Annotated in this window: 17 protein-coding genes and 1 pseudogene; 10 read left to right on the top strand and 8 right to left on the bottom strand. The window is 64.2% G+C overall.

All coding sequences use genetic code 11. From position 1 onward, the window contains the following. Positions 1–182: 182 nt before the first annotated feature. Genes RAD04_RS24360 through RAD04_RS24350 form a run of 3 tightly spaced genes read left to right on the top strand, consistent with a single transcriptional unit; the run spans position 183 to position 3063 of the window. Positions 183–731, top strand: coding sequence for a TRAP transporter small permease (locus tag RAD04_RS24360; RefSeq protein ID WP_461625805.1), 549 nt, complete (start codon positions 183–185; stop codon positions 729–731). A gap of 2 nt (positions 732–733) precedes the next feature. Then, complete coding sequence (locus RAD04_RS24355; protein WP_461625804.1) at positions 734–2047, top strand: TRAP transporter large permease; 1314 nt, start codon at positions 734–736, stop codon at positions 2045–2047. Positions 2048–2085: 38 nt separating this feature from the next. Next, entirely contained in the window at positions 2086–3063 is a 978-nt protein-coding gene (locus RAD04_RS24350; RefSeq protein WP_461625803.1) for a TRAP transporter substrate-binding protein, read from the top strand. Positions 3064–3121: 58 nt separating this feature from the next. On the opposite strand, the gene RAD04_RS24345 is transcribed toward RAD04_RS24350, so the two are convergent. The 4 genes from RAD04_RS24345 to RAD04_RS24330 form a co-directional block, all read right to left on the bottom strand. Beyond that, the gene (locus tag RAD04_RS24345; protein ID WP_461625802.1) at positions 3122–4771 is read right to left on the bottom strand and encodes an acyl-CoA synthetase; all 1650 of its coding nucleotides are present in this window, start codon (positions 4769–4771) and stop codon (positions 3122–3124) included. A 21-nt stretch (positions 4772–4792) separates the two neighbouring features. Next, positions 4793–6682 (bottom strand): TRAP transporter large permease, encoded by a 1890-nt coding sequence (locus tag RAD04_RS24340; RefSeq protein WP_461625801.1) that lies wholly within the window; start codon positions 6680–6682, stop codon positions 4793–4795. Between the two features lie 15 nt (positions 6683–6697). Continuing rightward, the gene (locus RAD04_RS24335) at positions 6698–7717 is read right to left on the bottom strand and encodes a TRAP transporter substrate-binding protein (protein WP_104462647.1); all 1020 of its coding nucleotides are present in this window, start codon (positions 7715–7717) and stop codon (positions 6698–6700) included. A 463-nt stretch (positions 7718–8180) separates the two neighbouring features. Then, complete coding sequence (locus tag RAD04_RS24330; protein WP_461625800.1) at positions 8181–9056, bottom strand: ferritin-like domain-containing protein; 876 nt, start codon at positions 9054–9056, stop codon at positions 8181–8183. 251 nt (positions 9057–9307) lie between these two features. Between RAD04_RS24330 and RAD04_RS24325 the strand changes: the two genes are divergently transcribed. The 7 genes from RAD04_RS24325 to RAD04_RS24295 are packed head-to-tail and all read left to right on the top strand — an operon-like array spanning position 9308 to position 18184. After that, positions 9308–11533 (top strand): 4Fe-4S binding protein, encoded by a 2226-nt coding sequence (locus RAD04_RS24325; protein WP_461625946.1) that lies wholly within the window; start codon positions 9308–9310, stop codon positions 11531–11533. A gap of 22 nt (positions 11534–11555) precedes the next feature. Then, the gene (gene nosZ, locus RAD04_RS24320) at positions 11556–13502 is read left to right on the top strand and encodes a TAT-dependent nitrous-oxide reductase (protein ID WP_461625799.1); all 1947 of its coding nucleotides are present in this window, start codon (positions 11556–11558) and stop codon (positions 13500–13502) included. A 24-nt stretch (positions 13503–13526) separates the two neighbouring features. After that, positions 13527–14882: a nitrous oxide reductase family maturation protein NosD gene (locus RAD04_RS24315; RefSeq protein ID WP_461625798.1), complete on the top strand. Its 1356-nt coding sequence runs from the start codon at positions 13527–13529 to the stop codon at positions 14880–14882. After that, the gene (locus RAD04_RS24310) at positions 14879–15799 is read left to right on the top strand and encodes an ABC transporter ATP-binding protein (RefSeq protein ID WP_461625797.1); all 921 of its coding nucleotides are present in this window, start codon (positions 14879–14881) and stop codon (positions 15797–15799) included. The genes RAD04_RS24315 and RAD04_RS24310 overlap by 4 nt, the downstream gene beginning before the upstream one ends. Continuing rightward, positions 15796–16623 carry an ABC transporter permease subunit gene (locus RAD04_RS24305; protein ID WP_461625796.1) on the top strand — a complete coding sequence of 276 codons (828 nt, stop codon included), beginning with the start codon at positions 15796–15798 and terminating at the stop codon, positions 16621–16623. The genes RAD04_RS24310 and RAD04_RS24305 overlap by 4 nt, the downstream gene beginning before the upstream one ends. Further along, complete coding sequence (locus RAD04_RS24300; RefSeq protein WP_461625795.1) at positions 16620–17192, top strand: nitrous oxide reductase accessory protein NosL; 573 nt, start codon at positions 16620–16622, stop codon at positions 17190–17192. The genes RAD04_RS24305 and RAD04_RS24300 overlap by 4 nt, the downstream gene beginning before the upstream one ends. Next, on the top strand, positions 17189–18184 hold the full coding sequence (locus RAD04_RS24295; RefSeq protein ID WP_461625794.1) for an FAD:protein FMN transferase: 996 nt from the start codon (positions 17189–17191) through the stop codon (positions 18182–18184). The genes RAD04_RS24300 and RAD04_RS24295 overlap by 4 nt, the downstream gene beginning before the upstream one ends. A gap of 8 nt (positions 18185–18192) precedes the next feature. On the opposite strand, the pseudogene RAD04_RS24290 reads toward RAD04_RS24295, so the two are convergent. The 4 genes and pseudogenes from RAD04_RS24290 to RAD04_RS24275 all read right to left on the bottom strand — a co-directional run bounded on the left by RAD04_RS24290 (position 18193) and on the right by RAD04_RS24275 (position 25070). Beyond that, positions 18193–19018 (bottom strand): annotated as a pseudogene (locus RAD04_RS24290) (hypothetical protein). An 86-nt stretch (positions 19019–19104) separates the two neighbouring features. Further along, complete coding sequence (gene fsrB, locus RAD04_RS24285) at positions 19105–20394, bottom strand: siderophore utilization protein FsrB (RefSeq protein WP_461625793.1); 1290 nt, start codon at positions 20392–20394, stop codon at positions 19105–19107. A 57-nt stretch (positions 20395–20451) separates the two neighbouring features. Beyond that, entirely contained in the window at positions 20452–22446 is a 1995-nt protein-coding gene (locus tag RAD04_RS24280; RefSeq protein ID WP_461625792.1) for a TonB-dependent siderophore receptor, read from the bottom strand. A gap of 626 nt (positions 22447–23072) precedes the next feature. Next, positions 23073–25070, bottom strand: coding sequence for a primary-amine oxidase (locus RAD04_RS24275; protein WP_461625791.1), 1998 nt, complete (start codon positions 25068–25070; stop codon positions 23073–23075). Between the last annotated feature and the right edge of the window lie 6 nt (positions 25071–25076).

The raw sequence follows: 25076 nt of genomic DNA, 5'->3' as shown, positions 1-25076 counted from the left end.
GGCATGGTCCTTGCTTGCACCTATTGCATCATGTTGATCTAACGTCTGAAAGACAGACGTTGGGCAAGAGCGATATTGAAGAGGATCGGCGGCACGAGATATGTGACCGCCGGTTCGGCTGTATCGCCCACATGTGAGATGGGGATCGCGTGACAGGGGACGACGTAACGGCAGGGGGACTGGTGCGCCGCGCTCTGGATCTCCTTTATCTCGGGGCAGGCTACGCCGCCGGCGTCTTCCTGGTTGCGATCTTTGCGATCATGATGGCGATGTCGGTCGGGCGCCAGTTTGCGATCAACATTCCCGCCGGTGATGATTTCGCGTCCTGGTGCATGGCCGCGATGGCGTTCCTCGGCCTTGCGCACACCTTCAAGCGCGGAGAGATGATCCGCGTCGGATTGCTGCTGGAACGCCTGCATGGTCGGACCAAGCAGATCGCGGAGATCGTGGCCCTCGGTATCGCCACCGCCTTCATTCTCTATTTCACCCGCTATGCCGTGCAGATGACTTACGATTCCTGGCGCTTCAACGATGTGGCGCAGGGCGTCGTCGCGCTTCCGCTCTGGATTCCGCAGCTCGGTTTCGCCGGCGGACTTGCGATCCTGTCGATCGCGATGATCGATGAGATGGCCAATGTCGTCGGCGGCAGCCGGCCGAGCTACGAGAAGGGCTCGCCGGACGAAACGCCGGAAGAATTCGTCGAGCGCATCTCGCAGGGCGGCGGAGGTTGACCATGGCCAATCTCGGCATGATCGAGCTGTCGTTCGTCCTGCTCGGCGTCATGATCCTGCTGCTGGGAAGCGGCATCTGGATCGCGGTGTCGCTCGGGCTCGTCGGCTTCGTGGCGATGGCACTGACGACCAGCCTGCCGCTCGGCGCCGTGCTCGCCACCACCACCTGGAGCGCCAGCGCGTCGTGGACGCTGGCCGCGTTGCCGCTGTTCATCTGGATGGGCGAGATCCTGTTCCGCACAAAGTTGTCGGAAGAGATGTTCCGGGGCCTGTCGCCCTGGGTTCAGTGGCTGCCGGGACGTCTGACCCATGTGAACGTGATCGGCTGCGGCATCTTCGCGGCGGTGTCGGGCTCCTCGGCGGCGACCTGCGCGACGATCGGCAAGATCGCGCTGCCCGAACTCGACAAGCGTGGCTACGACAAGGGCTTGAGCCTGGGCTCCCTCGCAGGCTCGGGCACGCTCGGCCTCCTGATTCCACCCTCGATCCCGATGGTGGTCTACGCGGTCACGGCGAATGTCTCCGTGCTGCAGGTGTTCCTCGGCGGATTCCTGCCGGGCGTACTCGTGATGGCGCTCTATTCGGGCTACATTATCATCTGGTCGCTGCTCAATCCCAAGAAGGTCCCGCCGCGCGATCCGCCGATGCCATTCCGACAGAAGCTGCGGGAGTCGGCAAAGCTCGCGCCCTGTATGCTCCTGATCATGGCGGTCTTCTTCTCGCTGGTGCTGGGCTTTGCGACCGCCACGGAATGCGCGGCATGGGGCGTTACGGGCGCGTTGCTGCTGGCCTGGTGGAGCGGCACGCTCACGCGCAAGAACTTTCTCGAGAGCATCATGAGCGCGACGCGCCTGACCTGCATGATCATGCTGATCCTGGCAGGCGCGGCCTACACCACCGCCGCGATGGCCTATACGGGCATTCCGGCGGCGCTCGCCACCTGGGTCCAGGGACAGCAGCTCACCCCTGGCATGCTCGCGCTGTATCTGAGCATCATGTACATCATCCTCGGCTGCCTGATCGACGGCATCTCGATGATCGTACTGACCGCCGTCATCGTGCTGCCGATGGTCAGGCAGGCCGGACTCGATCTGGTCTGGTTCGGCGTCTATCTCATCATCCACGTCGAGATGGCCCAGATCACACCGCCCGTCGGATTCAATCTCTTCGTGCTCCAGAACATGAGCGGGCGCGACACTTTCACCGTTGCGCGGGCGGCGTTTCCGTTCTTCATCCTGCTGCTGGCGGCCGTCTTCATCATCACGGAGTATCCGCAGATCGTGATGTTCCTGCCCAAGCTCGCTTTCCCAGATTGATCGCACCCGGTTTTCAAATTGAGTGAGGAGAAAGTCCGATGATGTCTCGTTTATTCCGCGCATCCTTGATCGCGGGCCTCGTGGCGGCTGCGACACCCGCTTTGGCGCAAACCAAATGGAATCTGCCGGCAGCGTACCCTGCAGATAATCCGCACTCCGAAAACCTGGTCGCCTTCGCCAAGGACGTCGAAGCCGCCACGTCCGGGAAGCTCCAGATCACGGTTCATCCCGGCGCCTCGCTGTTCAAGGCACCGGACATCAAGCGCGCGGTGGTGACCGGGCAGGCGCAGATGGGCGAAGTGCTGCTCTCGATCCACGAGAACGAAGATCCATTGTTCGGCGTCGACGTCGTGCCGTTCCTGGCGACCAGCTTCCCGGACGCGATGAAGCTGTATCAGGCTTCCAAGCCTGCAATCGCCAAGAAGCTCGATGCGCAGGGTCTCAAGCTGCTGTTCGTGGTGCCCTGGGCGCCGCAGGGGGTCTATGTCAACAAGCCGCTCGCCTCGATCGAAGACATGAAGGGCCTGAAATGGCGGGCCTATAACGTCGGCACCGCGCGCATCGGCGAGTTGGTCGGCGCGCAGTCGGTCACGATTCAGGCGGCGGAACTGCCGCAGGCGCTTGCCACTGGCGTGGTGAATTCCTTCATGTCCTCGGGCGGCACGGGCTACGACGCGAAGGCCTGGGAGTCGCTGAAGTATTTCTACGACGTGCAGGCCTGGATTCCCAAGGACTACACCTTCGTCAACAAGGCCGCCTTCGACGCGCTCGACAAGCCGACCCAGGAAGCCATCCTGAAGGCGGCGGCAACGGCGGAGACGCGTGGCTGGAAGGCCTGGCAGGACAAGAGCACCTGGTACATCGATCAGCTCAAGGCCAAAGGCATGACCGTCGAGCCGCCGAGCCCGGCGTTGAAGGCCGGCTTCCAGAAGATCGGCGAACAGCTTACGACCGACTGGCTCAAGAAGGCGGGGGCCGACGGCCAGGCGGTCGTCGACGCCTACAAGAAGATGTGAGGACTGATGTCTTCCGCCCGCCACGTGCTCGTGCGGGCGGAAGACTCTCAGACGACGTTCAGGCCGTAATCGCCTTCACCGATCCCACTTCGTTGCGCAGCAGGAATTTTTGGATCTTGCCCGTGGACGTTTTCGGGATCGGCCCGAACACGACCGCCTTCGGCGTCTTGAAGCCCGACATGTGTTTGCGGCAGAACGCGATGATGTCGGCTTCGCTCGCGCTGGCGCCGTCCTTCAGCTCGACGAAGGCGCAGGGCACTTCGCCCCATTTCGGATCGGGCTTCGCGACCACGGCGGCGAACAGCACGGCCGGATGCTTGTAGAGGATGTCCTCGACCTCGACGGAGGAGATGTTCTCGCCGCCGGAAATGATGATGTCCTTGGAGCGGTCCTTGATGATGACGTAGCCGTGCTCGTCGAGCACGCCGAGATCGCCGGTGTGAAACCAGCCGCCTTCGAATGCTTCCCTGGTCGCCTTCTCGTTCTTGAGATAGCCCTTCATCACGATGTTGCCGCGGAACATGACCTCGCCGATGGTTTCGCCGTCGCGCGGCACCTCTTGCATCGTCTGCGGATCGATGACGGTGACGCCTTCCTCGAGCGGGTAGGGCACGCCCTGCCGGCGCTTCATGCGCGCGCGTTCGGCCGGTGGAAGCTCGTCCCAGCCGGGCTGCTCGGCGCAGACGGAGGCGGGGCCGTAGACCTCGGTCAGGCCGTAGACATGGGTCAGCTTGATGCCGATGCTTTCGGCGCCTTCGAGCACCGCGACCGGCGGTGCAGCGCCGGCGATCAGGCCGACGACGCGGCGGGCCGCACCGCCCTTGGGCGCGTCGGGTGCGTTGATCAGCGTGTTGTAGACGATCGGCGCGCCGCACATGTGGGTGACGCCGTGCTGCTTGATCAGCTCGAAGATCCTGGTCGGCTCGACCTTGCGCAGGCAGACATTGATGCCGGCGGATGCCGCGATGGTCCAGGGAAAGCACCAGCCGTTGCAGTGGAACATCGGCAGCGTCCAGAGATAGACCGGATGCTGGCCGAGATTGCCAGCAAGGATGTTGCTGACGGCGTTGAGATAGGCGCCGCGATGATGGGTGACGACGCCCTTGGGATTTCCGGTCGTGCCCGAGGTGTAGCTCAGCGCGATCGCGTCCCACTCGTCCTGCGGCGGGATCGCCGTGAACGCAGGATCGCCTTCCGCGACTGCGGCTTCATATTCGATCTCGCCGATGCGACTGCCGCCTTTGAATGATGCGTCGTCGACGTCGACGACGAATGGCTTTGGCCCGCTCATCTGCGCCAACGCGTCACTTATGACGCCCGAGAACTCGGGATCGACCAGGATGATCTTCGCGCCGCCATGGTCGAGCTGGAACGCGATCGAGGGCGCATCGAGGCGGATGTTCAGCGCGTTGAGCACAGCGCCGGTCATGGGCACCGCGAAATGCGCTTCGTTCATCGCCGGGATGTTCGGCAGCATCGCCGCGACGGTGTCGCCGACGCCGATGCCCTTGCGCGCGAGCCAGGACGCGAAGCGCTTGCAACGCTCATAGGTCTGCGCCCAGGTGAAGTTGCGGCCCTCATAGACCGTGCTGACATGATCGGGATACACGGCGGCGCTGCGCGCGAGGAAGCTGAGCGGACTCAGCGGCACGTAGTTAGCGGGTGTCCTGTCGAGGCCGATATTGTACTGGTTCTGCCGCTCACTCATCGACACCCTCCGTCAAACGCCTCAAAGGAATCCGATCGAGATCCACGGGAAGATCGCGACGATGATCAACCCCACCAGCAGCGCCAGCAGATAGCCCCAGATCGGGCGGATGCCCTCGGCCGGATCGACGCGTCCGATGGCGCAGGCGGCATAATAGCCGACACCGAAGGGCGGGGCGAATAGTCCGATGCCCATGGCGAGAATGATCACCATGGCGTAGTGCACCTCGTGCACGCCGACGGCCCGGGCGATCGGAAACAGCAGTGGGCCGAACAGCACGATTGCCGGGATGCCCTCCAGCACGCTGCCGAGGATGGTGAAGGCCAGGATCGAGACGGCGATGAAGGTCGCCGCTCCCCCGGGCAATCCGGTCATGGCCGCCGCCAGCGAGCGCGAGAAGCCTGATTGGGTCAGGCCCCAGGCCATGCCGGTCGCCGTGCCGATGATCAGCAGGATGGCGCCCGACAGCGCCGCGGTCTCGACCAGCATCGGAAACAGCCGCGACCAGTCGAAGCGGCGGTAGACGAGGAGGCCGACCAGGGCGCCATAGACGATGCCGATGGTGGAGACCTCGGTCGCGGTCGCGATGCCCTCGACCACGGCGTAGCGGATCACGAAGGGCAGTGCGAGCGCGGGCAGGGCGACGATGAACGTCTTGCCGATCTCGCCACCGCTGGCGCGGCGCACGTGAGTCATGTCCTCGTGGCGGTAGCGCCACCACACCAGCATGCAGAGCGTGATCGCGAGCACGACGCCGGGGAGCAGGCCGCCGGTGAACAGGGCGGCGATCGAAACGCCCGTCACCGAGCCGATCGTGATCAGCACGAGGCTCGGCGGGATGGTCTCGGTTTGGGCTCCGGTCGCGGCAAGAAGCGCGACGAGATCGCCAGGCTTGGCGCCGCGCTGCTTCATCTCCGGAAACAGCACGGGCGCAACGGCCGCCATGTCCGCGGCCTTGGCGCCTGATATGCCCGAGACCAAATACATGGCGCCGACCAGCACGTAATGCAGGCCGCCGCGGACATGGCCGAGCAGGCTCGCCAGGAACGCCACCATGGCCCGCGCCATGCCGGTCATCTCGATCAGGAGCCCCAGGAATACGAACAGCGGCACCGAGAGCAGGATGAGGTGGCTCATGCCCTCGTCCATCCGCCCGACCAGCACCATGACCGGCGTCCGCGTCGTCAGCGCGAGATAGCCGAAGATTGCAAGGCCAAAGCCGAACGCAATGGGAACGCCGGCGAAGACGCAGAAGCCGGCGACGCCGACGAAGAAGATAACGAGGTTGAGATTGCCGAGCGGCCGCAGCAACGGCCCCGCCAGCCAGAACAGGCCGATGATGAGGGCAACGCTGACGACGGCGGCTGCGACCATCCGGTAATCGGCCGCGCGCAGCAGCCGCAGCAAGGCAAATACGGCCATCAGGCCGATGCCGGCCGGCAGCGCGGCGGCGCGCCACATATTGGAGATCTGGAGCGCCGGCGTCGTGATGTAGCTTTCCTCATAGGCGTAGTCGCAGGCGGGCCAGACGATCAGGACCAGGAACGCCAGCGCCGCTGAGGTCGCGACCAGGTCCAGATAGGCCCGCATGGCAGGCTTGGCGCTGGCGACGATCGCGGTCATGCGCATGTGCTCGGAGCGGCGGAACGCCACCGCCGCGCCCAGCATGGCGAGCCATAGGAACAGGATCGAGGCAAGCTCGTCCGACCAGATCAGCGGCCGGTGCAGGCCGTAGCGCGCGACGACGCCTGCAAACAGGATCACGATCTCGGCGACGACCAGGATCGCCGCCGGGATTTCGACGACGAGACCGAGCGCGCGCTCGATCGAAGCCAGCACGGAAGGTCGGCGAGGGGACTGAAACGCCGCCTCGCCCACCACTGCGGTCACCTCGACCTCGACATGAGCCATGATGGCCCCAACGCGTTACGACAGCTTGCCGACTGCCTTTTCCAGGAGGTCCCAGGCCTGGTCGCCATACTTGCCCTTCCACTCAGCATAGAAGCCGGCGGTGCGCAGCTTGTCGCGGAACGGCGCGACCGTGGGCTGATTGAAGGTGAGGCCCTTGGCCGCGAGCTCCTGCTGCAGATTGGCATTGAGCTTGGCGGTGTCCTCACGCTCCTTGACGGCAGCGGCATTGATGTTCTTGGCGACGACGGTACGCACGTCCTGCGGCAGCTTCTCCCAGGCGCGGCGGTTCGCCAGGAACCAGAAGCCGTCCCACATGTGGTTGGTCAGCGAGCAGTATTTCTGCACCTCGTAGAGCTTGGCGGTCGAGATGATCGCCAGCGGGTTCTCCTGGCCTTCGACGATCTTGGTCTGGAGCGCCGAATAGACCTCGCTGAAATTGATCGAGGCGGGCGCCGCGTCGAACGCCTTGAACATCGAGGTCCACAGCGGCGACACCGGCACGCGGATCTTGAAGCCCTTGAGGTCATCAGGCCCGGTGACCGGCTTGCTCGACGAGGTGGTCTGGCGGAAGCCGTTGTCCCAGATCTTGTCCATGACCTCGAGGCCGGCCTTCTTGATCTCGCCGCGGACATGGGCGCCGAGGTCGCCGTCCATGGCCTTCCAGACCGTGTCGTAGTCCGGGAACGCGAAGCCGATGCCGTTGATGGAGGCCGCCGGCACCAGGGTCGACAGGATCAGGCCCGACAGCGTGAAGAACTCGACGCCGCCGGAGCGGATCTGGCTCAGCATGTCGGTGTCGGACCCGAGCTGGTTGTTCGGGAAGATCTGGAGGTCGAACTTGCCGTTGGTCTCGGTCTTGATCGCCGCCGCCATCTCCTTGGCGCGTACGTTCAGCGGATGGGTGTCCGGCAGGTTATTGGCGTATTTGTAGGTGAACTCGGCGCTCTGGGCGCGGGCCACATGGGGCGCACCGATGCCGCCCAGGACCGCGGTCGCGGCGGAGGCCTTGAGAAGCGTGCGTCGGGAAAAACTCATGGGTCTGCTTCCTCGGAAGTTTGTTGTTGTTCTGAGACGCAAACCTATACGGACGGACGGCCTGAAGGTCATCTGCGATCTCGCGAGGCCTCGCTTATTGCAGCCGGACAAGGTCACGGCAACATCGGCTTTCGCAGAGATGGGCCGGATTCAAAAATCTGAAAAACAACCCCATGCACAGTAGCCGTCGAGAACCGGGGCGGCGTCGAGGCCCCGGACTGAAAATCGCGCTTCGGCGAAGGTGCGGTGACAGGAATTCCGTCTAAATAACTGATCTGATTGTATATAAAGATATTCCATAATATACCTTATGCGAATCGTGGATTAGGCTAGAGCCGCTTGCGACCTGCCAGTCGGATCTCGCCTGAACTGAGCCCCCATCGCCAAACCTGTGCGTCTGTTCCGCCGGCGAAGGACGTGCGGCCACCGATGCGGCTATGCGGTTCTGGAGTGCAGCAGCGCGTCACTCCGGCGAAAGCGATCGGAGCCAGGCCAGCCGCGAGATTGCGCGCTCGGCAAGTTGCTGCAGGCGTTCGAGATGGGCCGCGTCGCTCGACCGCTCGGCGCCGTCGAGGTAGCCGTCGACCAGCGCTTCGGCGATCTCCAGTGGACCTTTGTGCTCCATGGATGCCGGATAGCTCCCGAGGCCCACGGTGGCGTCGACCATCTCGATCGTCTGCTGGCGAATGTCCCGGGTCCGGATTGCTGCTGGCCCGCTCAGGCGTTGTTCCATGTCGCCGAGCTGCATGACCAGGCGAAGCTCGAGCCTTTGCGCATCAATTTGCCGCAGAGGCACGGACGATGCCTCGGCGCCGCTCCGTTCGTGCTCGCGATGATAGGCGCGGCGCCTCTCCTTCCGCAACGTCGCGACATGGCCGAGCTCTTCCTTGGCCATTGCCTCGGACGCCTTCTTGATATCGCGGTCATCGGAATAGGCGGCGAGATAGGACCAGAACGCAAAGGCGCGCTCCTCGTTGCGGACCGCCATCGCGAGCGCGCGGTACGGCGTCATCAAGCGCGACGTTTTGACCTCAGCGGCGGATTCCGGGGCGAGCGTTTCCGGCGCCTCCCAGCGCACCATAGTGGGATCCGGGATCTTGCCGCGCCGCGATTGCGACCAGCGTGTGACGCTGTCGACATGCTCGCGCTCGGCGGCCGCGAGCTTCGTGAACACGTCAGCGAGATTATCCTTACCCTGCCCGCGCATGTCTTCAGCAAGAGCATCATACCTTTTGGCTGCCTCCTGCTCCATTGCATGCGCTAGCGCAAAGAGTTCGTCGAGCGATTGCAATACACCTGCGGGCTCAGCGCTCAGCAATGAAGTGCGCAGGAATGGCATGGCAAGGACTCCAAATGCAGGCTTCTGATTCAGCTCAGCGCGAATACAAATATTTTCGCTGGCCTTGACAGATGTGGGCACGCGCGATGACTTTGACACGTCAGCGACGACAAATCATCGAAGAAGAATCTCAAGGCCCGCGCGTCCCGGTGGGTCGCGCAGATCGCATTTGAATCGATATGTTGAAGCGACCGGATGACGATACCGCCTTCACAAGGCGTGCAGCGCTAGCGCTTGCGGGCTTGCTGCTGATGTGTCTGGCGTACGTCTCGCCCGCGTGCGCCGCCGGTGACTTACCAACATACCTGCCGAAGATTACGCCTGCCGAGTTTTTCCCGGATGCGGATCGTTTCGGGCCGCCGCAAGGTGATCCGCCCATCGTACCAGTGTACCGCGGCGACCAGCTCCAGGGATTCGTCTTCCTCAACTCCGATTTCGCGAACTCCGTCGGGTACTCGGGCAAACCGATTCACTTGCTCGCCGGGATCGATCCGAAAGGCGTCATCACCGGAATCAAGCTCGTCGATCACAAGGAGCCGATCGTGCTGGTCGGCATTCCGGAGGCGCGCATCGTCGCCGCCATGAACGCCCTGATCGGCAAGGACATGAAGCCTGTCGCAAGTGGTGCCGAGAAACCGCCGCAGGTCGACATCGTAAGCGGCGCGACCGTCACCGTGCTGGTGATGGGCGACAGTGTCGTCCGCGCGGCGTCAAAGCTCATCCGGAGCGGTCGCGTCGGTGGCGGTGACGGCGCGGCGGCTTCGGCCGCCCTTCCCCCTGTCGTCAAGACGCTCGATCTCGCGCGCAGCGAGGTGCGCGACTGGGAAAGCCTCGTCGGCGATGGCTCGGTGCGCCGGCTTCATCTCGGCATCGGCGATATCAACGAAGCCTTTGCGAAGTCCGGCAGCGCCGCGGCGAGCCAGTATCCCGAACCGGGTGACGCGAGCGATACCTTCATCGAGCTCTACGTGGCGCTCGTGACCGCGCCAACGATCGGCCGCAGCCTGCTCGGCGAGGACGGCTATCAGCGGCTGAAGGACAGCCTGAAGCCCGGGCAGCAGGCCATCGTCGTTGCCGGCAACGGCCCCTACTCCTTCAAGGGTTCAGCCTACGTCCGCGGCGGTATCTTCGATCGCATCGAAATCCTGCAGGAAGGCAACAGCACCCGCTTCCGCGACCGCAACCACACCCGGCTTGGTGCACTGGACGCGGTCGGCGCGCCCGAGTTCAGGGAAATCGGCCTGTTCGTCACCCCGCCTGAGTTCACCCTGGATCCGACCCAGCCGTGGCAGCTTCAACTGCTGGTGCAACGCAGCCTCGGCGGCCGCGACAAGGCGTTCCTGACTTTCGATCTCGGCTACACCCTGCCCGACAGTTATATACGCCGCGAGCAGCGTGCGGTGACGGTACCGGAGAGCGCGGCGCCTCCGGCCTCGCAGCAGGCCACCGCTGCGGCCGCCCCGCCCCCGGATGCAGACGAGCCGTTGTGGATGCGGATCTGGCGGTCGAGCACCGTCTCGATCGGCATCACCGCGTTCATGCTGGCCACCCTCACCGGTATCTTCTTCTTCCAGAATCTGCTCGTGCGCCGCCCGGTGTTCTACACCTGGGTGCGGCGGGGCTATCTCGCCCTCGTTCTGGTCTGGCTCGGCTGGTACGCCAACGCGCAGCTCTCCGTCGTCAACGTCGTCACCTTTACCAATGCGCTGGTGACGGGCTTCCGCTGGGAGTTTTTCCTCGCCGCTCCGCTGATCTTCATTCTGTGGGCTGCGACGGCCGGCGGACTTCTGTTCTGGGGCCGCGGCCCATTTTGCGGCTGGCTGTGTCCCTTTGGCGCGCTCCAGGAGCTCACCAACACGGCCGCGAAATGGCTGAAGGTGCCGCAGATAACGGTGCCGTGGGGGCTGCATGAACGGCTATGGCCGATCAAGTACATCATCTTCCTCGGTCTGTTCGGCCTGTCGCTCTATTCGGTCGACATGGCCGAGCGGTTCGCCGAGGTCGAACCGTTCAAGACCGCGATCATCCTGAAGTTTTCGCGAAGCTGGCCGTTCGTGGCCTACGCAGTCGCCCTGCTCGTCATTGGACTCTTCATCGAACGCTTCTTCTGCCGCTACCTCTGTCCGCTCGGCGCCGCACTCGCGATCCCCGGCCGCATCAGGACGTTCGAATGGCTCCGCCGCTGGGAAGAATGCGGGTCACCCTGCCAACGCTGCGCCAAGGAATGCCCGGTGCAGTCGATCCATCCCGAGGGGCATATCAACGTCAATGAGTGCATCTACTGCATGCATTGTCAGGAACTCTATTACGACGATCACCGCTGCCCGCACATGATCCAGGTGCGGCTCAAGCGCGAGAAGTTCGCGGCTATGTCCTCGCCCGCGATGCGCTCTGGCGGCAAGGGTCCGGCGACCGTCATCACCGCCGGCGGCAAACCTGTCGCCGCTTCAGCCGCCATCTCTCCACCCCCAAACTGAACCGGAAGCCGAGGAGGCAATCATGAGCGAGAACGAAAAGGCAAAGGGCGTCAGCCGACGAACTGTGCTGGGAACGACGGCGGCCGCAGCGGGCGTGGGCCTGGCTGGCGGAGCGGCGATGAAGGACGGCGGTTTCGTCTCGTCTGCGGATGCGCAGACCAAGGCGGCTGCACCGAAGGCCCCTCCTGCCCGGTCGGCCGTGCTGAAGACCGAGGTCGCGCCCGGCGAGCTCGACGAATATTACGTGTTCTTCTCGAGCGGCCAGTCCGGCGAGATGCGCATCGTCGGCCTTCCGTCGATGCGCGAATTGATGCGTGTTCCGGTGTTCAACCGCTGCAGCGCGACCGGCTGGGGCCAGACCAATGAAAGCCTCAAGGTTCTGACCGAGGGGCTGCAGCCCGCGACCCGCGAATTCCTCAAGGATCGCGGCGGCACCTACATGAACGGCGACCTCCACCACCCCCATATTTCGTTCACGGACGGCACCTATGACGGGCGCTACGCCTTCATGAACGACAAGGCCAACAGCCGCGTCGCGCGGGTGCGGCTCGACGTGATGAAGTGCGACAAGATCATCGAGCTGCCGAACCAGCATACGGTGCACGGTTTGAGGGTGCAGAAATATCCTCGGACCGGTTATGTGTTCGCCAACGGCGAAGATGGAGTGCCGCTGCCGAACGACGGCAAGATCCTCAACGACTCCAAACAGTATCGCTCCATCTTCAGCGCGATCGACGGCGACACCATGAAGGTGGCCTGGCAGGTGATCGTCAGCGGCAACCTCGACAACGTCGACGCCGACTATCAAGGCAAGTACGCCTTCGCGACCTGCTACAACGGCGAGGAAGGCGTCACGCTGGCCGAGATGACCGCCAGCGAGCAGGACTGGGTCGTGCTCTTCAACCTCAAGCAGATCGAAGAGGCCGTGAAGAAGGGCGACTTCAAGGAAATGAACGGCGTGCCCGTGATCGACGGACGCAAGGGCTCGCCCTACACGCGCTACGTCCCGGTCTCGAACAATCCGCACGGCATGAACACGGCTCCGGACGGCATCCATATCGTGGCGGCCGGAAAGCTCTCGCCCACCGTGACGGTGATGGACGTACGCCTGTTCGACCAGTTGTTCGATGACAAGATCAAGCCGCGCGACGTCGTCGTCGCAGAGCCGGAGCTTGGCCTCGGCCCGCTGCACACCGCCTATGACGGCAAGGGCAACGCCTACACCACCCTGTTCCTCGACAGCCAGGTCTGCAAGTGGAACATCGACCTCGCCAAGCGGGCTTTCAAGGGCGAGAAGGTCAATCCCATCATCCAGAAGCTCGACGTGCATTATCAGCCGGGCCACAACCATAGCTCGATGGGTCAGACCAAGGAGGCGGATGGAAAATGGCTGATCTCGCTGAACAAGTTCTCGAAGGACCGCTTCCTGAACGTCGGACCGCTCAAGCCGGAGAACGATCAGCTGATCGACATTTCGGGCGATCAGATGAAGCTCGTGCATGACGGCCCGAGCTTCGCCGAGCCGCACGACGCGACCATCGTCCACCGCTCCAAGATAAACCCGATCTCGATCTGGGATCGCGCGGATCCGATGTTTGCCGATGCGGTCAAGCAGGCCAAGGCGGACGGCATCAATCTCGAAGGGGATTCGAAGGTCATTCGCGACGGCAACAAGGTGCGCGTCTACATGACGTCGACCGCGCCGGCGTTTGGTCTGGAGGAATTCCAGGTCAAGCAAGGTGACGAGGTCACCGTCTTCATCACGAATATCGATGCGGTCGAGGACCTCACGCACGGCTTCTGCATCGTGAATTACGGCATCCAGATGGAAGTGGCGCCGATGGCGACCGCGTCCGTCTCGTTCACGGCGAACAAGCCCGGAGTTTACTGGTACTATTGCTCCTGGTTCTGCCACGCCATGCACATGGAGATGAAGGGCCGGATGTTCGTCGAGCCGAAATCGGTTTGAAGTCGATCTGATCGGAGCGACCTCGTGGGTCTGTTGTTACGCATGTTTCCGGCGGCGCTGGTCGCCGCCGGATTGTCCGGCTTCGCCGATGCGGAGATCTTGACGGCTGCGCCCGGGCAGCCGCTGCAAGCGGTGCTGGATGGCGCGCGCGCCGGCGACGTCATCGAGCTTGCTCCCGGCGAATATCACGGCTCGATCCGGATTGACCGTCCCCTGGAGCTGGTCGGGAGCCGAGGCGCGGTGCTCGACGGCGACGGCTCCGGCAACGTCATCACCGTCAGCGCGCCCGACGTCACAATCCGCGGCGTGACCATCCGGGCATCCGGCCGCGACCTGCAGGAGATGAATTCCGGGATCTTCCTGCAAAAGACCGCCGAGCGCGCCAAGATCGAGGACAACCACCTGGTGGGAAACCTGTTCGGTGTCTACGTGCATGGCGCCAAGGGCTCCCGGGTCGTCCGCAACGAGATCGAGGGACTGCGCGGCGGGCGTCTCAGCGAGGCCGGCAACGGCATCTCGCTGTGGAATGCGCCCGACGTCACCGTCGCGAACAACATGTTCCGCTACGGCCGCGACGGCATCTTCTCGATCTCCAGCAGCAAGGACCGCTTCATCAACAATCGCTTCGAGCAGGTTCGTTTCGCCGTCCACTACATGTACACCAACGACAGCGAGATCAGCGGCAACGTTTCGATCGGCAACCATGTGGGTTATGCCATCATGTATTCGAACCGTCTGGTGATCCGCGGCAACTCGTCCGATCACGATCGCGACTATGGGATGCTCTTCAACTACGCGAACTACGCCCAGATCGAGGACAACCGGGTCACGGGCGGCCCGCTCGGCTCGATGACACAGAGGGCGGAGGACGGTCCCGCGGACGAGCGAGGCATGCTTCCGCAGCAGGCACGGGAGAGCACGCTCAAGAGCGGCCCGGAGAAATGCGTGTTCATCTACAACACCAATCACAACAAATTCCGCAACAACTGGTTCGAGCGCTGCGCCATCGGCGTGCACTTCACGGCCGGCTCCGAAGGCAACGAGATCACCGGCAACGCCTTCGTCAGCAACGCCAACCAGGTGAAATATGTCGGCACCCGGCACCTCGACTGGTCGACCGGGGGGCGCGGCAACTACTGGAGCGACAATCCGGCATTCGACCTCAATGGCGATGGAATCGCCGACACGGCGTACCGGCCGAACGATCTCATCGATCGCGTGCTGTGGACGGCGCCGGCTGCGAAGGTCCTGATCAACAGCCCCGCCGTCCAGGTGATCCGCTGGGCGCAGGCACAGTTTCCCGCGCTGCTGCCGGGCGGCGTGGTCGACAGCCATCCGCTGGTGTCGCCGCCGCGGATCCCGGTGAAGGAAACACGATGACCAGCACGGTACGTGTCAGCGACGTCACCAAGGTGTTTGGCCGGGTCGAGGCCGTGCGCGGTGCGTCGTTCACGCTTGGCCAGGGCGAGCTGGTGGCCTTGATCGGGCACAACGGCGCCGGCAAGACCACGCTCATGAAGCTCATGCTCGGGTTGATCCGTCCGACCAGCGGCGCCATCGAGGTGCTCGGAGACAATCCCGCCGCCGGCGAATTCGCCGGCCGACGACAGCTCGGCTACCTGCCGGAAAACGTCTCCTTCGACCCCGCCCTCACCGGCCGCGAGACGCAGGCCTTCTACGCCAGGCTGAAGCGAGAGCCGGTTGCCAAGGCGCTGGAGCTGCTCGACGCGGTCGGACTGGGGGCCGCCAGCCGCCGCCGGGTCAACACCTATTCGAAGGGCATGCGTCAGCGGCTAGGGCTCGCGCAGGCACTGCTCGGCGAGCCGCGTGTGCTGCTGCTGGACGAGCCGACCACCGGTCTTGACCCTGAGCTGCGCCAGACCTTCTATGACGTCATCGCGCGGCTCGCGGCTCGCGGCGCGACCGTGCTGCTGTCGTCGCATGCGCTGACGGAGCTCGAGGAGCGCGCCGGCCGGGTCATCATCATGAACCGCGGCATCAAGGTCGCGGACGGATCGATCGACGAGCTGCGTCGCCTCGCCCGCCTGCCCACCCGAATCCGCCTCAAGGTGGCTGGCCTCGCCCCGAGCGAGATGCCGCCCTGGGCGCCCAACGACGCGGCCTGCCGCCGTCTGAATGGCCACATCGTCGAGATCGACGCCGCGCCGGAGCGGAAGATCGAGCTTCTGCATCGCGCGACGGCCGCCGGCAATTCGGTCGAGGACGTCGACGTGGTCCCGCCCACACTCGACGAGCTCTATGCTCATTTCCTCCGGCAATCGGAGCAGGCGCCATGAATGTCCTGATCATCGCCGCCAAGGAAATCCACCAGGCCATCCGCAATCGCTGGGTGCTTGCCGCAACGCTCCTGCTCGCCGGGCTTGCGCTGTCGCTGACATTTCTCGGCAGCGCGCCGACCGGGAACGTCGGCGTTCGCACCCTGGACGTGGTCGTCGTCAGCCTGTCGAGCCTGACGATCTTTCTCGTTCCACTCATCGCGCTTCTGATTTCCCATGATGCCATCGTCGGCGAGATGGAACGTGGGACGATGCTGTTGCTGCTGAGCTATCCGGTCGCGCGATGGCAGGTGCTGCTCGGCAAGTTCTTAGGTCACCTCGCCGTCCTCGCTTTTGCGACCTGCCTCGGCTACGGCGCGGCGGTCGGAGCGCTGGCGGCGACGGGCAGCCAGATCGATAGCGACAGCTTCCTGGCGTTCGCGGCGATGGTGGGTTCCTCGGTGCTGCTCGGCGCCGCTTTCGTCGCCATCGGATATCTGATCAGCGCGCTCGTGCGCGACCGCGGCACCGCGGCCGGCATCTGCATCGGATTATGGCTGCTGCTGGTGCTGATCTACGACATGGCGCTGCTGGGCGTGCTTGCGCTCGACCAGGGACGCAGCATCTCGGCAAGCGTGCTCAACGCCATGCTGCTGTCGAATCCGACCGACGCCTACCGGCTGATCAACCTGACCGGGTTCGCCAATGTCAGCACCTTCGCCGGCATGGCTGGCCTTGCCCAAACCACATCCCTGACGATACCGGTCCTTCTGACCGCCCTGCTCTGCTGGACGCTGCTGCCGCTGGGGCTGGCCGCGCTCGCCTTCTCGCGGAGGGAGCTATGAGGCGCCGAACGATCCTCCTCGCCTTGCTGCTGCCGCTCGCGCTCGCGGGCTGCAACGAGAAGCAGGCCGCGAAGATCCCGCCGCCGCATCGGATGACCGCGGAAGACATCGGCCATTACTGCGGCATGAACGTGCTCGAGCACCCGGGACCGAAGGGCCATGTCTTCGCCGCGAGCCTGATGGAGCCCGTGTGGTTCTCGTCGGTGCGGGACACAATCGCCTTCACCATGCTGCCGGACGAGCCCAAGGACATTCAGGCGATCTATGTGTCCGACATGGGCAAGGCGCCTGAGTGGGACAAGCCCGGCGCCGACAACTGGATCGAGGCGCGCAAGGCGCTGTACGTGATCGAGAGCCGGGTCAAAAGTGGCATGGGCGGCGACGAGGCCGTTCCGTTCTCGGACCGGGCGGCGGCGGAGAAGTTCGCCGGAGAAAACGGCGGCAGGATCGTCGGCTTCGACGACGTGCCCCGGAACTATGTCTTGACGTCGGCGAATGCCGCCGGCGCCGCTGCGGCCGACGAAGCGGCCGAAGCCCCGCCGGGCGAACGATCGAGGAGGACGCCATGACGCGAACACTGACGCGCCGACGCTTCATCCGGATCAGCGCGGCGGCAGCGGGCTTTGGCGCGCTGTCTCCAGGACACCCCGCTCATGCAGAGGTCGCGCCGGTGACCTGGCGTGGCACGATGCTGGGCGCGGTGGCCACGATGGAGATCTACGACGAAGACCGCAGCCGGGCGGAGCGGCTGATCTCGCTGGCCTGCGCCGAGGCGCGGCGGCTCGAGCGGCAGTTCAGCCTTTACCTGAACGATTCCACCCTGGTCGCGCTGAACCGGACCGGCGTCCTGATCGATCCCGCCGCCGAAATGGTCGATCTGCTATCGACCTCGCAGCACTATTCCACGCTGACGGGCGGTCTGTTCGATGTCACGGTGCAGCCGCTGTGGGATCTCTACGCCAGCCATTTCGCGCGAGATGACGCGGATCCGGCCGGTCCTGCGGCAGCCGCGATCGAGGCCGCGCTCGCGCGCATCGGCAGCAGCCGGCTGTCGATCAACCGCGACCGGATCGTGATGCCCAAGGGCATGACCGTCACCCTGAACGGGATCGCGCAAGGCTACGTCACGGACAAGGTGGTCGACCTGCTGCGGGCGCATGGCATCTCTCGCAGCCTGGTCGACATGGGCGAGGCCCGCGCGATCGGCTCCCGTCCGGACGGACGGCCCTGGGAGATTGGCATCGCCGATCCCGACATTGTGGGCCGCACGAAGACGGTGCTGCCGATCGTCGACCACGCCGTGTCCACCTCGGGCGGCTACGGCTGCCAGTTCGATGCCAGGGCGCGCTTCAACCATTTGTTCGATCCCCGATTGGGCGGCTGCGCCTACCGCTATCGCAGCGTGACGACCGTGTCCCACAGCGCCACCGCCGCGGATGCATTGTCGACGGCGTTCAGTCTGATGCCGGAAGATAAGATTCGATCGCTCTTGCCGCATGTCGACATCGACCGCGTGCATCTGATCGATGAGGCCGGTCAATCGGTCGAGTTGTCGGCGTAACCTGCGCGCTACTGCAGTGGCAGCAGCTCCAACTGGCTCTGCGCCTTCTTGACCGCCGCTGCGTACCAGCTCTGGCTCGGCGCTTCCTTGGCGAAGCATTTCGTGTAGGCGTCCATGGCCTGATCCTCGCGCGCCATGTCGCCGCGCGGGTCCTTCTTATTGACGGGTTTCGCCATCATCTGCTTCCACACACGCTCGCAGGCCGGGATTTCAGCCGTCTTCGGCGTTCGATGTGGCGAGGAAGTAGACCTTGTCGCCCCTGGTCGCGACGATGTCGATTTCATCCGGCGGTCCCTTGAGCCCGCCATTGCCGCGCACGCCGAGCACGGCGACCACAGCACTTGCGGATGCGGGCTTTGTGATCGGCAGCTCGGCATATTTGGCGAAGGCGGCGTCCTGGATCGCCTGATAATAGAAGCGGTCGGACTTGAACGCAGCGCCGCTCTCCGGCGGCATGCCGTCCTCGCGATGCTCGCGCAGCCAGTGCGCCAGAAGTGCGCTCGTGGTTACGACGGCTTGCGTCTTGTAACCTTCCGAGGCGAAGCTGAGCCCGTCGAGATGGCCGAAGCCGATATCACTCTTGAAGAGCGTGTCGACGTTCGACTTGCCGTCTGCAGGAAGCCCCTTGATCGTGACCGGTCCCACCAGGCCGCGCAGCACGCCCGTCAGCTCCTTGAGCGCCACATCATGCTGCTTGTAGATCTCGTCGCTCTCCTTGGCACTCGAGAATTTTGCGATGTAGCGATCGCGCAGGTCGAGATAGTGCTGCTCGGGCGTGGCCGCATGGACGGGCGTCGCCAGGACGAGCAAGCAGAGCAAGGCAAGCGATTTCATTCGATGTCCGCGGACTGGGAGCGATCTCCAGTCTTTGTGCCCGCGACAGGCGGGAAGGTTCATCCGCAACGACCCGTGCGGGCGCCCTACTCCGCCGGCGTAAGCTGCCGGGTCAGACGCACCGCCGCGGTCTCGCGCACGCGGACGCGGGCGCGGCGCTTGCGCCACCAGATCACGACGCCGGTGACCGAGAGTGCCGCCACGACCAGCCCCATGATCGAGATCAGGATGCGGCCGAACAGTCCGACGATGCGGCCCGAATGCAGCGGAAATTGCGCCTGGACGAAGATGTCGGCGGCAGTACCGACCCAGGGCAGCCGCTCGCCGATCGGGCGGCCGTCCTCGCTGTCGTAATAGAGCTGGGCCGGGCCGACGCCGCCGGCGCCGTGGTCGTCACCGGGGTGGAAGAAGGCGGCGGCATAGACCCCATGGGCCGGGCCGTAATTGACCGAGCCGACCGGGATCGTCCACCCTCGCGCCTTGCCGTCGGCGGCGGCGCGTGCGGCGATGTCGGCGAAGGTGACCTTGGGCTCGATGGGATCGTCGAGATCGCGATACGGCCGCTGCTCATAGGGTGTCGGCGTGTAGTTCGACACCATCTTCATCAGCGGCGAGAACACCTCGAAATAGAGGTTCAGCGAGAACGCCGTGAAGGCGATGACGAACAGCACGCCCCAGGTCCAGAGACTGAAGGCGCGGTGGATGTCGAAATTGATCCGGTAGGCGCTGCCGGAGGTCTTGATGGTCCAGGCCGGCGCCCAGCGCGCCCAGAAGCCGCGATCGAGCTGGCGCGTGACGGCAGGCGCCCGCGCCGCCTTGGCCCGCCTGCGCGAGGGCAGTGTCAGGTAGAAGCCGACGAAGCAATCGATGGTCCAGATGATCGCGATCACGCCGAGCACGCGCATGCCCCAGCGATCGCTGCCCCAGAACTCCGGAATGTGCATCGTGTAGTGCAGCTTGTAGAGAAACGAAACGAAGTTTTCCCGCGTGACGGGCCAGACCGCGCCCCAATAGCGCCGGCCCAGCTCCGCGCCGGTGTTGGGATCGAGGAACACCTGATTGTAGTCGAGGGCGTAGCGCTTGCCGGTCGCGGGATCGATCCGCGGCATGACGAAGAACCACAGCGAGTGGCCCTCCTCCGGCGTCATGAAGAGGTAGACGACGCGCGCGCGGGGATCGCGTTGCTCGATCGTCTTGGCGAGCTCGATCGATGGGATCGCCGGGCCCTTGGTCGAGACGTCGAACAGATGGCTATTCAGGACGTCGTCGATCTCGTGATCCCAGGAGATGATCGCGCCGGTGATGCCGGAAAAGAACAGGAATCCGGCCGTGAGCAGTCCTGCCCAGCGATGCAGCTTGCCGAATATCGCTCTCATCGTCTTGCACTCTCATCCAGCAGGTCCGGCTCGCCATTGCCGGGACCGTCTTCGATTTCACCAGCGATAAGTCAGCTTGCCGATGGCTTTCCGTCCCTCGGCGTACATGCAGCCCGAAAGGCCGTAGCACGCCGCGACATAGCGCGTGTCCGCAAGGTTGGTGACGTTCAGCGACAGCCGCCAATTGTCACGGGTATAGGCAAGCAGCGCATCCAGCACGGTGGCCGATCCCACCTTGAACGTGTTGGCATCATCGCCCCAGGTCGCGCCGACATAGCGAACGCCGCCGCCGAACTGCAAGCCCGCCAGCATGCCGTTCTGAAGCGTGTAGTCGCTCCACAGCGAGGCGCGGTTGAGCGGCACGGTGACCGGCGCCTTGCCGACATTGACCGGATCTTGCGTGACCATGGCATCGATATAGGCGTAGGCCGCCCGCAGGTTCCAGCCGTCGGCGAGCGACATCGAGCCTTCGAGCTCGATACCGCGCGACTTCACCTGCCCGATCTGTTCGTAAAAGGTGGTTGCAGGCACGTACACAGCGACGTTGTCACGCGTCAGGTCGAAGGCGGCGAAGGTGAACAGCGCATTCCAGCCGAGGGGTTGATACTTGACGCCCACCTCGTACTGCACGCCGGTCTCGGGATCGAGCATCTGTCCGGACGGGCCGGTCGCGAGCTGCGGCAGAAACGACTCGGAATAGCTGAAATAGGGCGCGATGCCGTTGTCGAAATTGTACATCACGGCCGCGCGGCCGGTGAAGGCCGAGGCGTCCTTCGATGTCGAAGTATCGGCCGGGGGCAGATTGGTGTCGAGCTGCGTCGTCACGAAGTCCTGGCGGCCGCCGAACTGGAACGACAGCCGACCGAGCTTGATCTGGTCCTGTGCATAGAGGCCGAGCTGCGACTGCTTGATGCCCTTGTTGTCGTACATGCCGCCGAGAGCCCAGTCGTAGCTGTAGACCGGGTTGAAGACGTTGATCTCCGGCGCTGACGTCGTGACGGCAAAGGCCGTATCGCGGAACGTGGTGTTGCGATAGTCGAGCCCGACCAGGGTGGTGTGGCTGAGGATGCCGGTGGTGAACTTGCCCTGGAGCTGATTGTCCACCGCAAAGGAGTTGATGTAGGAGTTGCTATAGCTGCCGAAACGCCCCAGCTGCCCCGCCGCTTCGTCGGTGTATCCGGTGCCGTAGAAGGTCTTTTCCTCGTTGTGCTGATAGGCGTAACGCAGGTTCTGCCGGAAGGTGATGTTGTCGGTGAAATTGTGCGACAGCTGATAGCCGGCGGTCGCAATCTCGGTGTTGAACGCGTTGAAGCTCGGCACGCCCGCGAAGAACGAGACCGGGATGGTGCGGCTGTTGTTCGGCCACACCGTGCCCGAGGCCGGCAGGAACTGCAGGCCCCACCCTGCCCGGTCGCGCTGGTAGTTGGCCAGCAGCGTGATGGTGGTGTCCTCGTTCGGCTTGAAGGTGACGGCGGGGGCGATGAAGACGCGGTTGTCCTTGGTGAAGTCGACCTGGGTCTGGCCGTCGCGGACGACGCCGGTGAGGCGCCACAGCACGGTGCCTTCCTTGTTGGCGGCGCCGCCCATGTCGAACTGGCCCTGATAGCGGTTGAAGCTGCCGCCGGAGATCGAGACCTCGCCGAACTGCTGCGCCGTCGGCAGCTTTGTCACGTAGTTGAGAATGCCGCCGGTGCCGCTGCCGCCATACATCGCCGATGACGGGCCCTTGAGCACCTCCAGGCGCTCGGCCCCGTAGGGATCGAGGCCATTGAAGTGCACGTAGTTGCTCGAGGGGATCCGCAGGCCGTCGACGTAGAGACCCGACATGGTCGTGTCGAAGCCGCGGATCTGGAGAGCGCCGAAGCGGGTGTCCGAGCCGCCATTGACGTCGCCGCTGACACCTGCCGTGTAGCGTAGCGCCTCGCCGATCGAGACCGCGCCCTGGTTCCTGACCTGGTCGGTGGTGACGACGGAGACCGACTGCGGGGTTTCGATCAACGGTGTGTCGGTCTTGGTGGCCGTGCCGCTTCGCGTCGCGACGAAACCGCGCACCGGACCATTGGCACGTTCGCCCGTCGCGCCGTTTGACGATGCCGACTGGGTTGGTGTGGCCGGCTGCGCGGGAGAGCGACGATTGGCGCGAGAGGTGCGTGTCGCCGCCCTTCGCGACGAAGCAACCGCCGCAGGACGGGCACGCTGAACCGGCGCGTCGACGGTGACAGCGGGAATCTGCGTCTGCGCCTCCGCGGAACCAAAGGGAACAACGAGCGAGAATGTGCTGACCGCCCCGAGCAGCAGCACCCGAATCTGTCGACGACGCGCGCATTCACGCGAAGAAAGCTGGTAGTCGGTCACGTCTTTCGAGGCCCCACGCACTGCCGGCTTTGCCGGTATCGTTTTTGGTGTCCCGCCCTAACTCAGGCGGTTTCGGAGTGCGATAGGAACGAAGTTAGAATCTCTCCAGAGGCGTGCGCAGCGCGTGCGACGAATGCGCTCATGCCGAATTGCCGCGCGCGGTGCCAGGCAGTCGTCGTGCTCCACATTTGGAATGCTTCTAGATGGAAACGCTCCCTCACCATTCGGCAATGGCTGGAAACGACCAGCTTGCTACCGCGCGAGAATGCCAACGACCGACGCGGTCTGCGCTACCGAAAAATCCGATCGAGCCCGATCGAGCTCTATGACTTGCCGGCGCGGCAACAGGATTCGTCGGCAGTGTTGCTCGCGTGTGCCAACACGCTGCGGCTGTTGCGGTCCGGCGGGATGTCACCGGCCGCATTGGCGGCGAAAAAGCCGGTCGGCTTCAGCAGGAAGCCGGCATATTCCACCGGCATGATCGGAAAGTCCTCGGGCTTGCAGACATGGGTGTGGCCGAAAGAGTGCCACACCACGATATCGGCATTCTCGATGTTGCGGTCCTTCGCGGCATAACGCGGCAGGCCATCGCCGCCGGCATGGACGTTGGGATAATCGCCGCTTGCGTATTTCTCGGCCGGATCGAATGCCGTCACCCAGACATGCTTGGTGGCGAAGCCGCCGCGCTTGCGCACGTAACTGCCCTCCTGCGCCAGCATCAGCGGGCTCGGATTGACGACGAGCTTGTAGGCCGGGGCATTGCCGACGGAGTTGGTCTCATTGGGATTGCTGATCTTCCAGAACCGGCCGGTCTCGCCATTGGCGATGCCCGCCGCGTCATGCTCGCGCGACAGCACCCGCGTCGTGGTGTCGAAGACGTTGCCGTGCGGATTGTCGTCACCCCAGGGCCGCGGCACAAAATCGTGCTCGGTGACGGTGTTGCCGCCGCCGTCGAGATCCATGTGCAGGCGGACGTTGAAGAAGTGCTGGTGCGTCGGCCCACCCAGATTGTCGTCGACCATGCCGCCCCATTTGTATGTCTCGCCTGATGGCACCGCGGCGGTCTGGATGATGCCGGTGAGCTTGGTCTCCAGCTGGATCGTGCCGTCCTGGTAGAGATACCAGTAGAAGCCGTAATCGTAATTGCCGACGGTGGCGAAAAACGAGATCACGAGCCGCCGCGAGCGGCGGACCTCGAACAGGCCGTTGCGGAACTCATAGTGTTTCCAGGCGATCCCATAATCTTCCTCGTGCATGCAGATGGCGTTCTGCATGACGAAGGGCTCGCCCTTGCTGTCCGCCGCCGGTACGTCGAAATAGCGGATGTTGCCGAGACAGTCGCAGCCGAGCTCGAGCGCGTTGGCGAGCATGCCCAGACCATATTCCCCGGCATCGAACGCCGATTTCCAGAAATGGTTCGCGGTCGGATCGGCGTAAGGCACCACCATCTCGGTGACGCTGGCGCGGTGAATCAGGGAGCGCTTGCGCGCGCCGTCCTGGTAGGCAAGCTGATGCAGCACGAGGCCCTCGCGCGGCGTGAAGCCGATGCGAAAGCTCCATTTCTGCCAGTCGACCTTCCAGCCATCGACGCGAAAGCTCGCGCCCTCGGGCTGCTCGATGTGCAGGGGCTTGATGTCGGCGCGCGGATTGGTCACCTCATGCGCGCCGTAGTTCCGCTTCTTGCGCGGAATCGGCACGATCGGATCCTCATCCGTGAGGTCGATGATCTTGCCGCCGATCAGGTCAACGACAGCGACCACGCCCTCGATGGGGTGCGCATAGCCGTTGTCCTGAAGGTGCTCGCGAAAATAGCTGACGGCACGCACGATACGGGCGCCGCGCTCGAACTCCTTGTCGAAGAACCCCGACGAGAACGGATCGACCTGGACCAGCTCGATGTCCTTGTCGGAGAGCCCGCGCCGCACCATCGCTGCCCGCCAGCCCGGATCGGCCTTCACCACGGCCTCGCACTTGAAGAATTCTTCCAGCATCACCGGCGGTTGCCCGTAGGGCGCCTCGCGGTTCTGGATGATCTTGCGGCCGACGATCTCGCCACGGCCGAGATCGACGATGTGCTCAATCGCCTCGCCCGTGGTCACGTCCAGCGTCAACGCGAAGGCGCGGCGCCCTACGCCGCCTGCGGCGAGCTCTTGCTTGGTCGGCTCCTCTAACCGGACCGTCGGGAAGCGGCAGTTCTCCGGTGAGGTCACGGCGGCGCGCACCAGCGTGCAGGCGGCCGTGATCTCCTCGGCCGTCAGCGGATCGAGCGGATACGGCGCCGCGGTCTCTGCTTGCGATTTGGCCTTGACGGTATCGAGCATGGGGAT

This window comes from Bradyrhizobium sp. 25ACV, from assembly GCF_054863005.1.
This window is presented reverse-complemented; position numbering and strand designations above follow the sequence as displayed.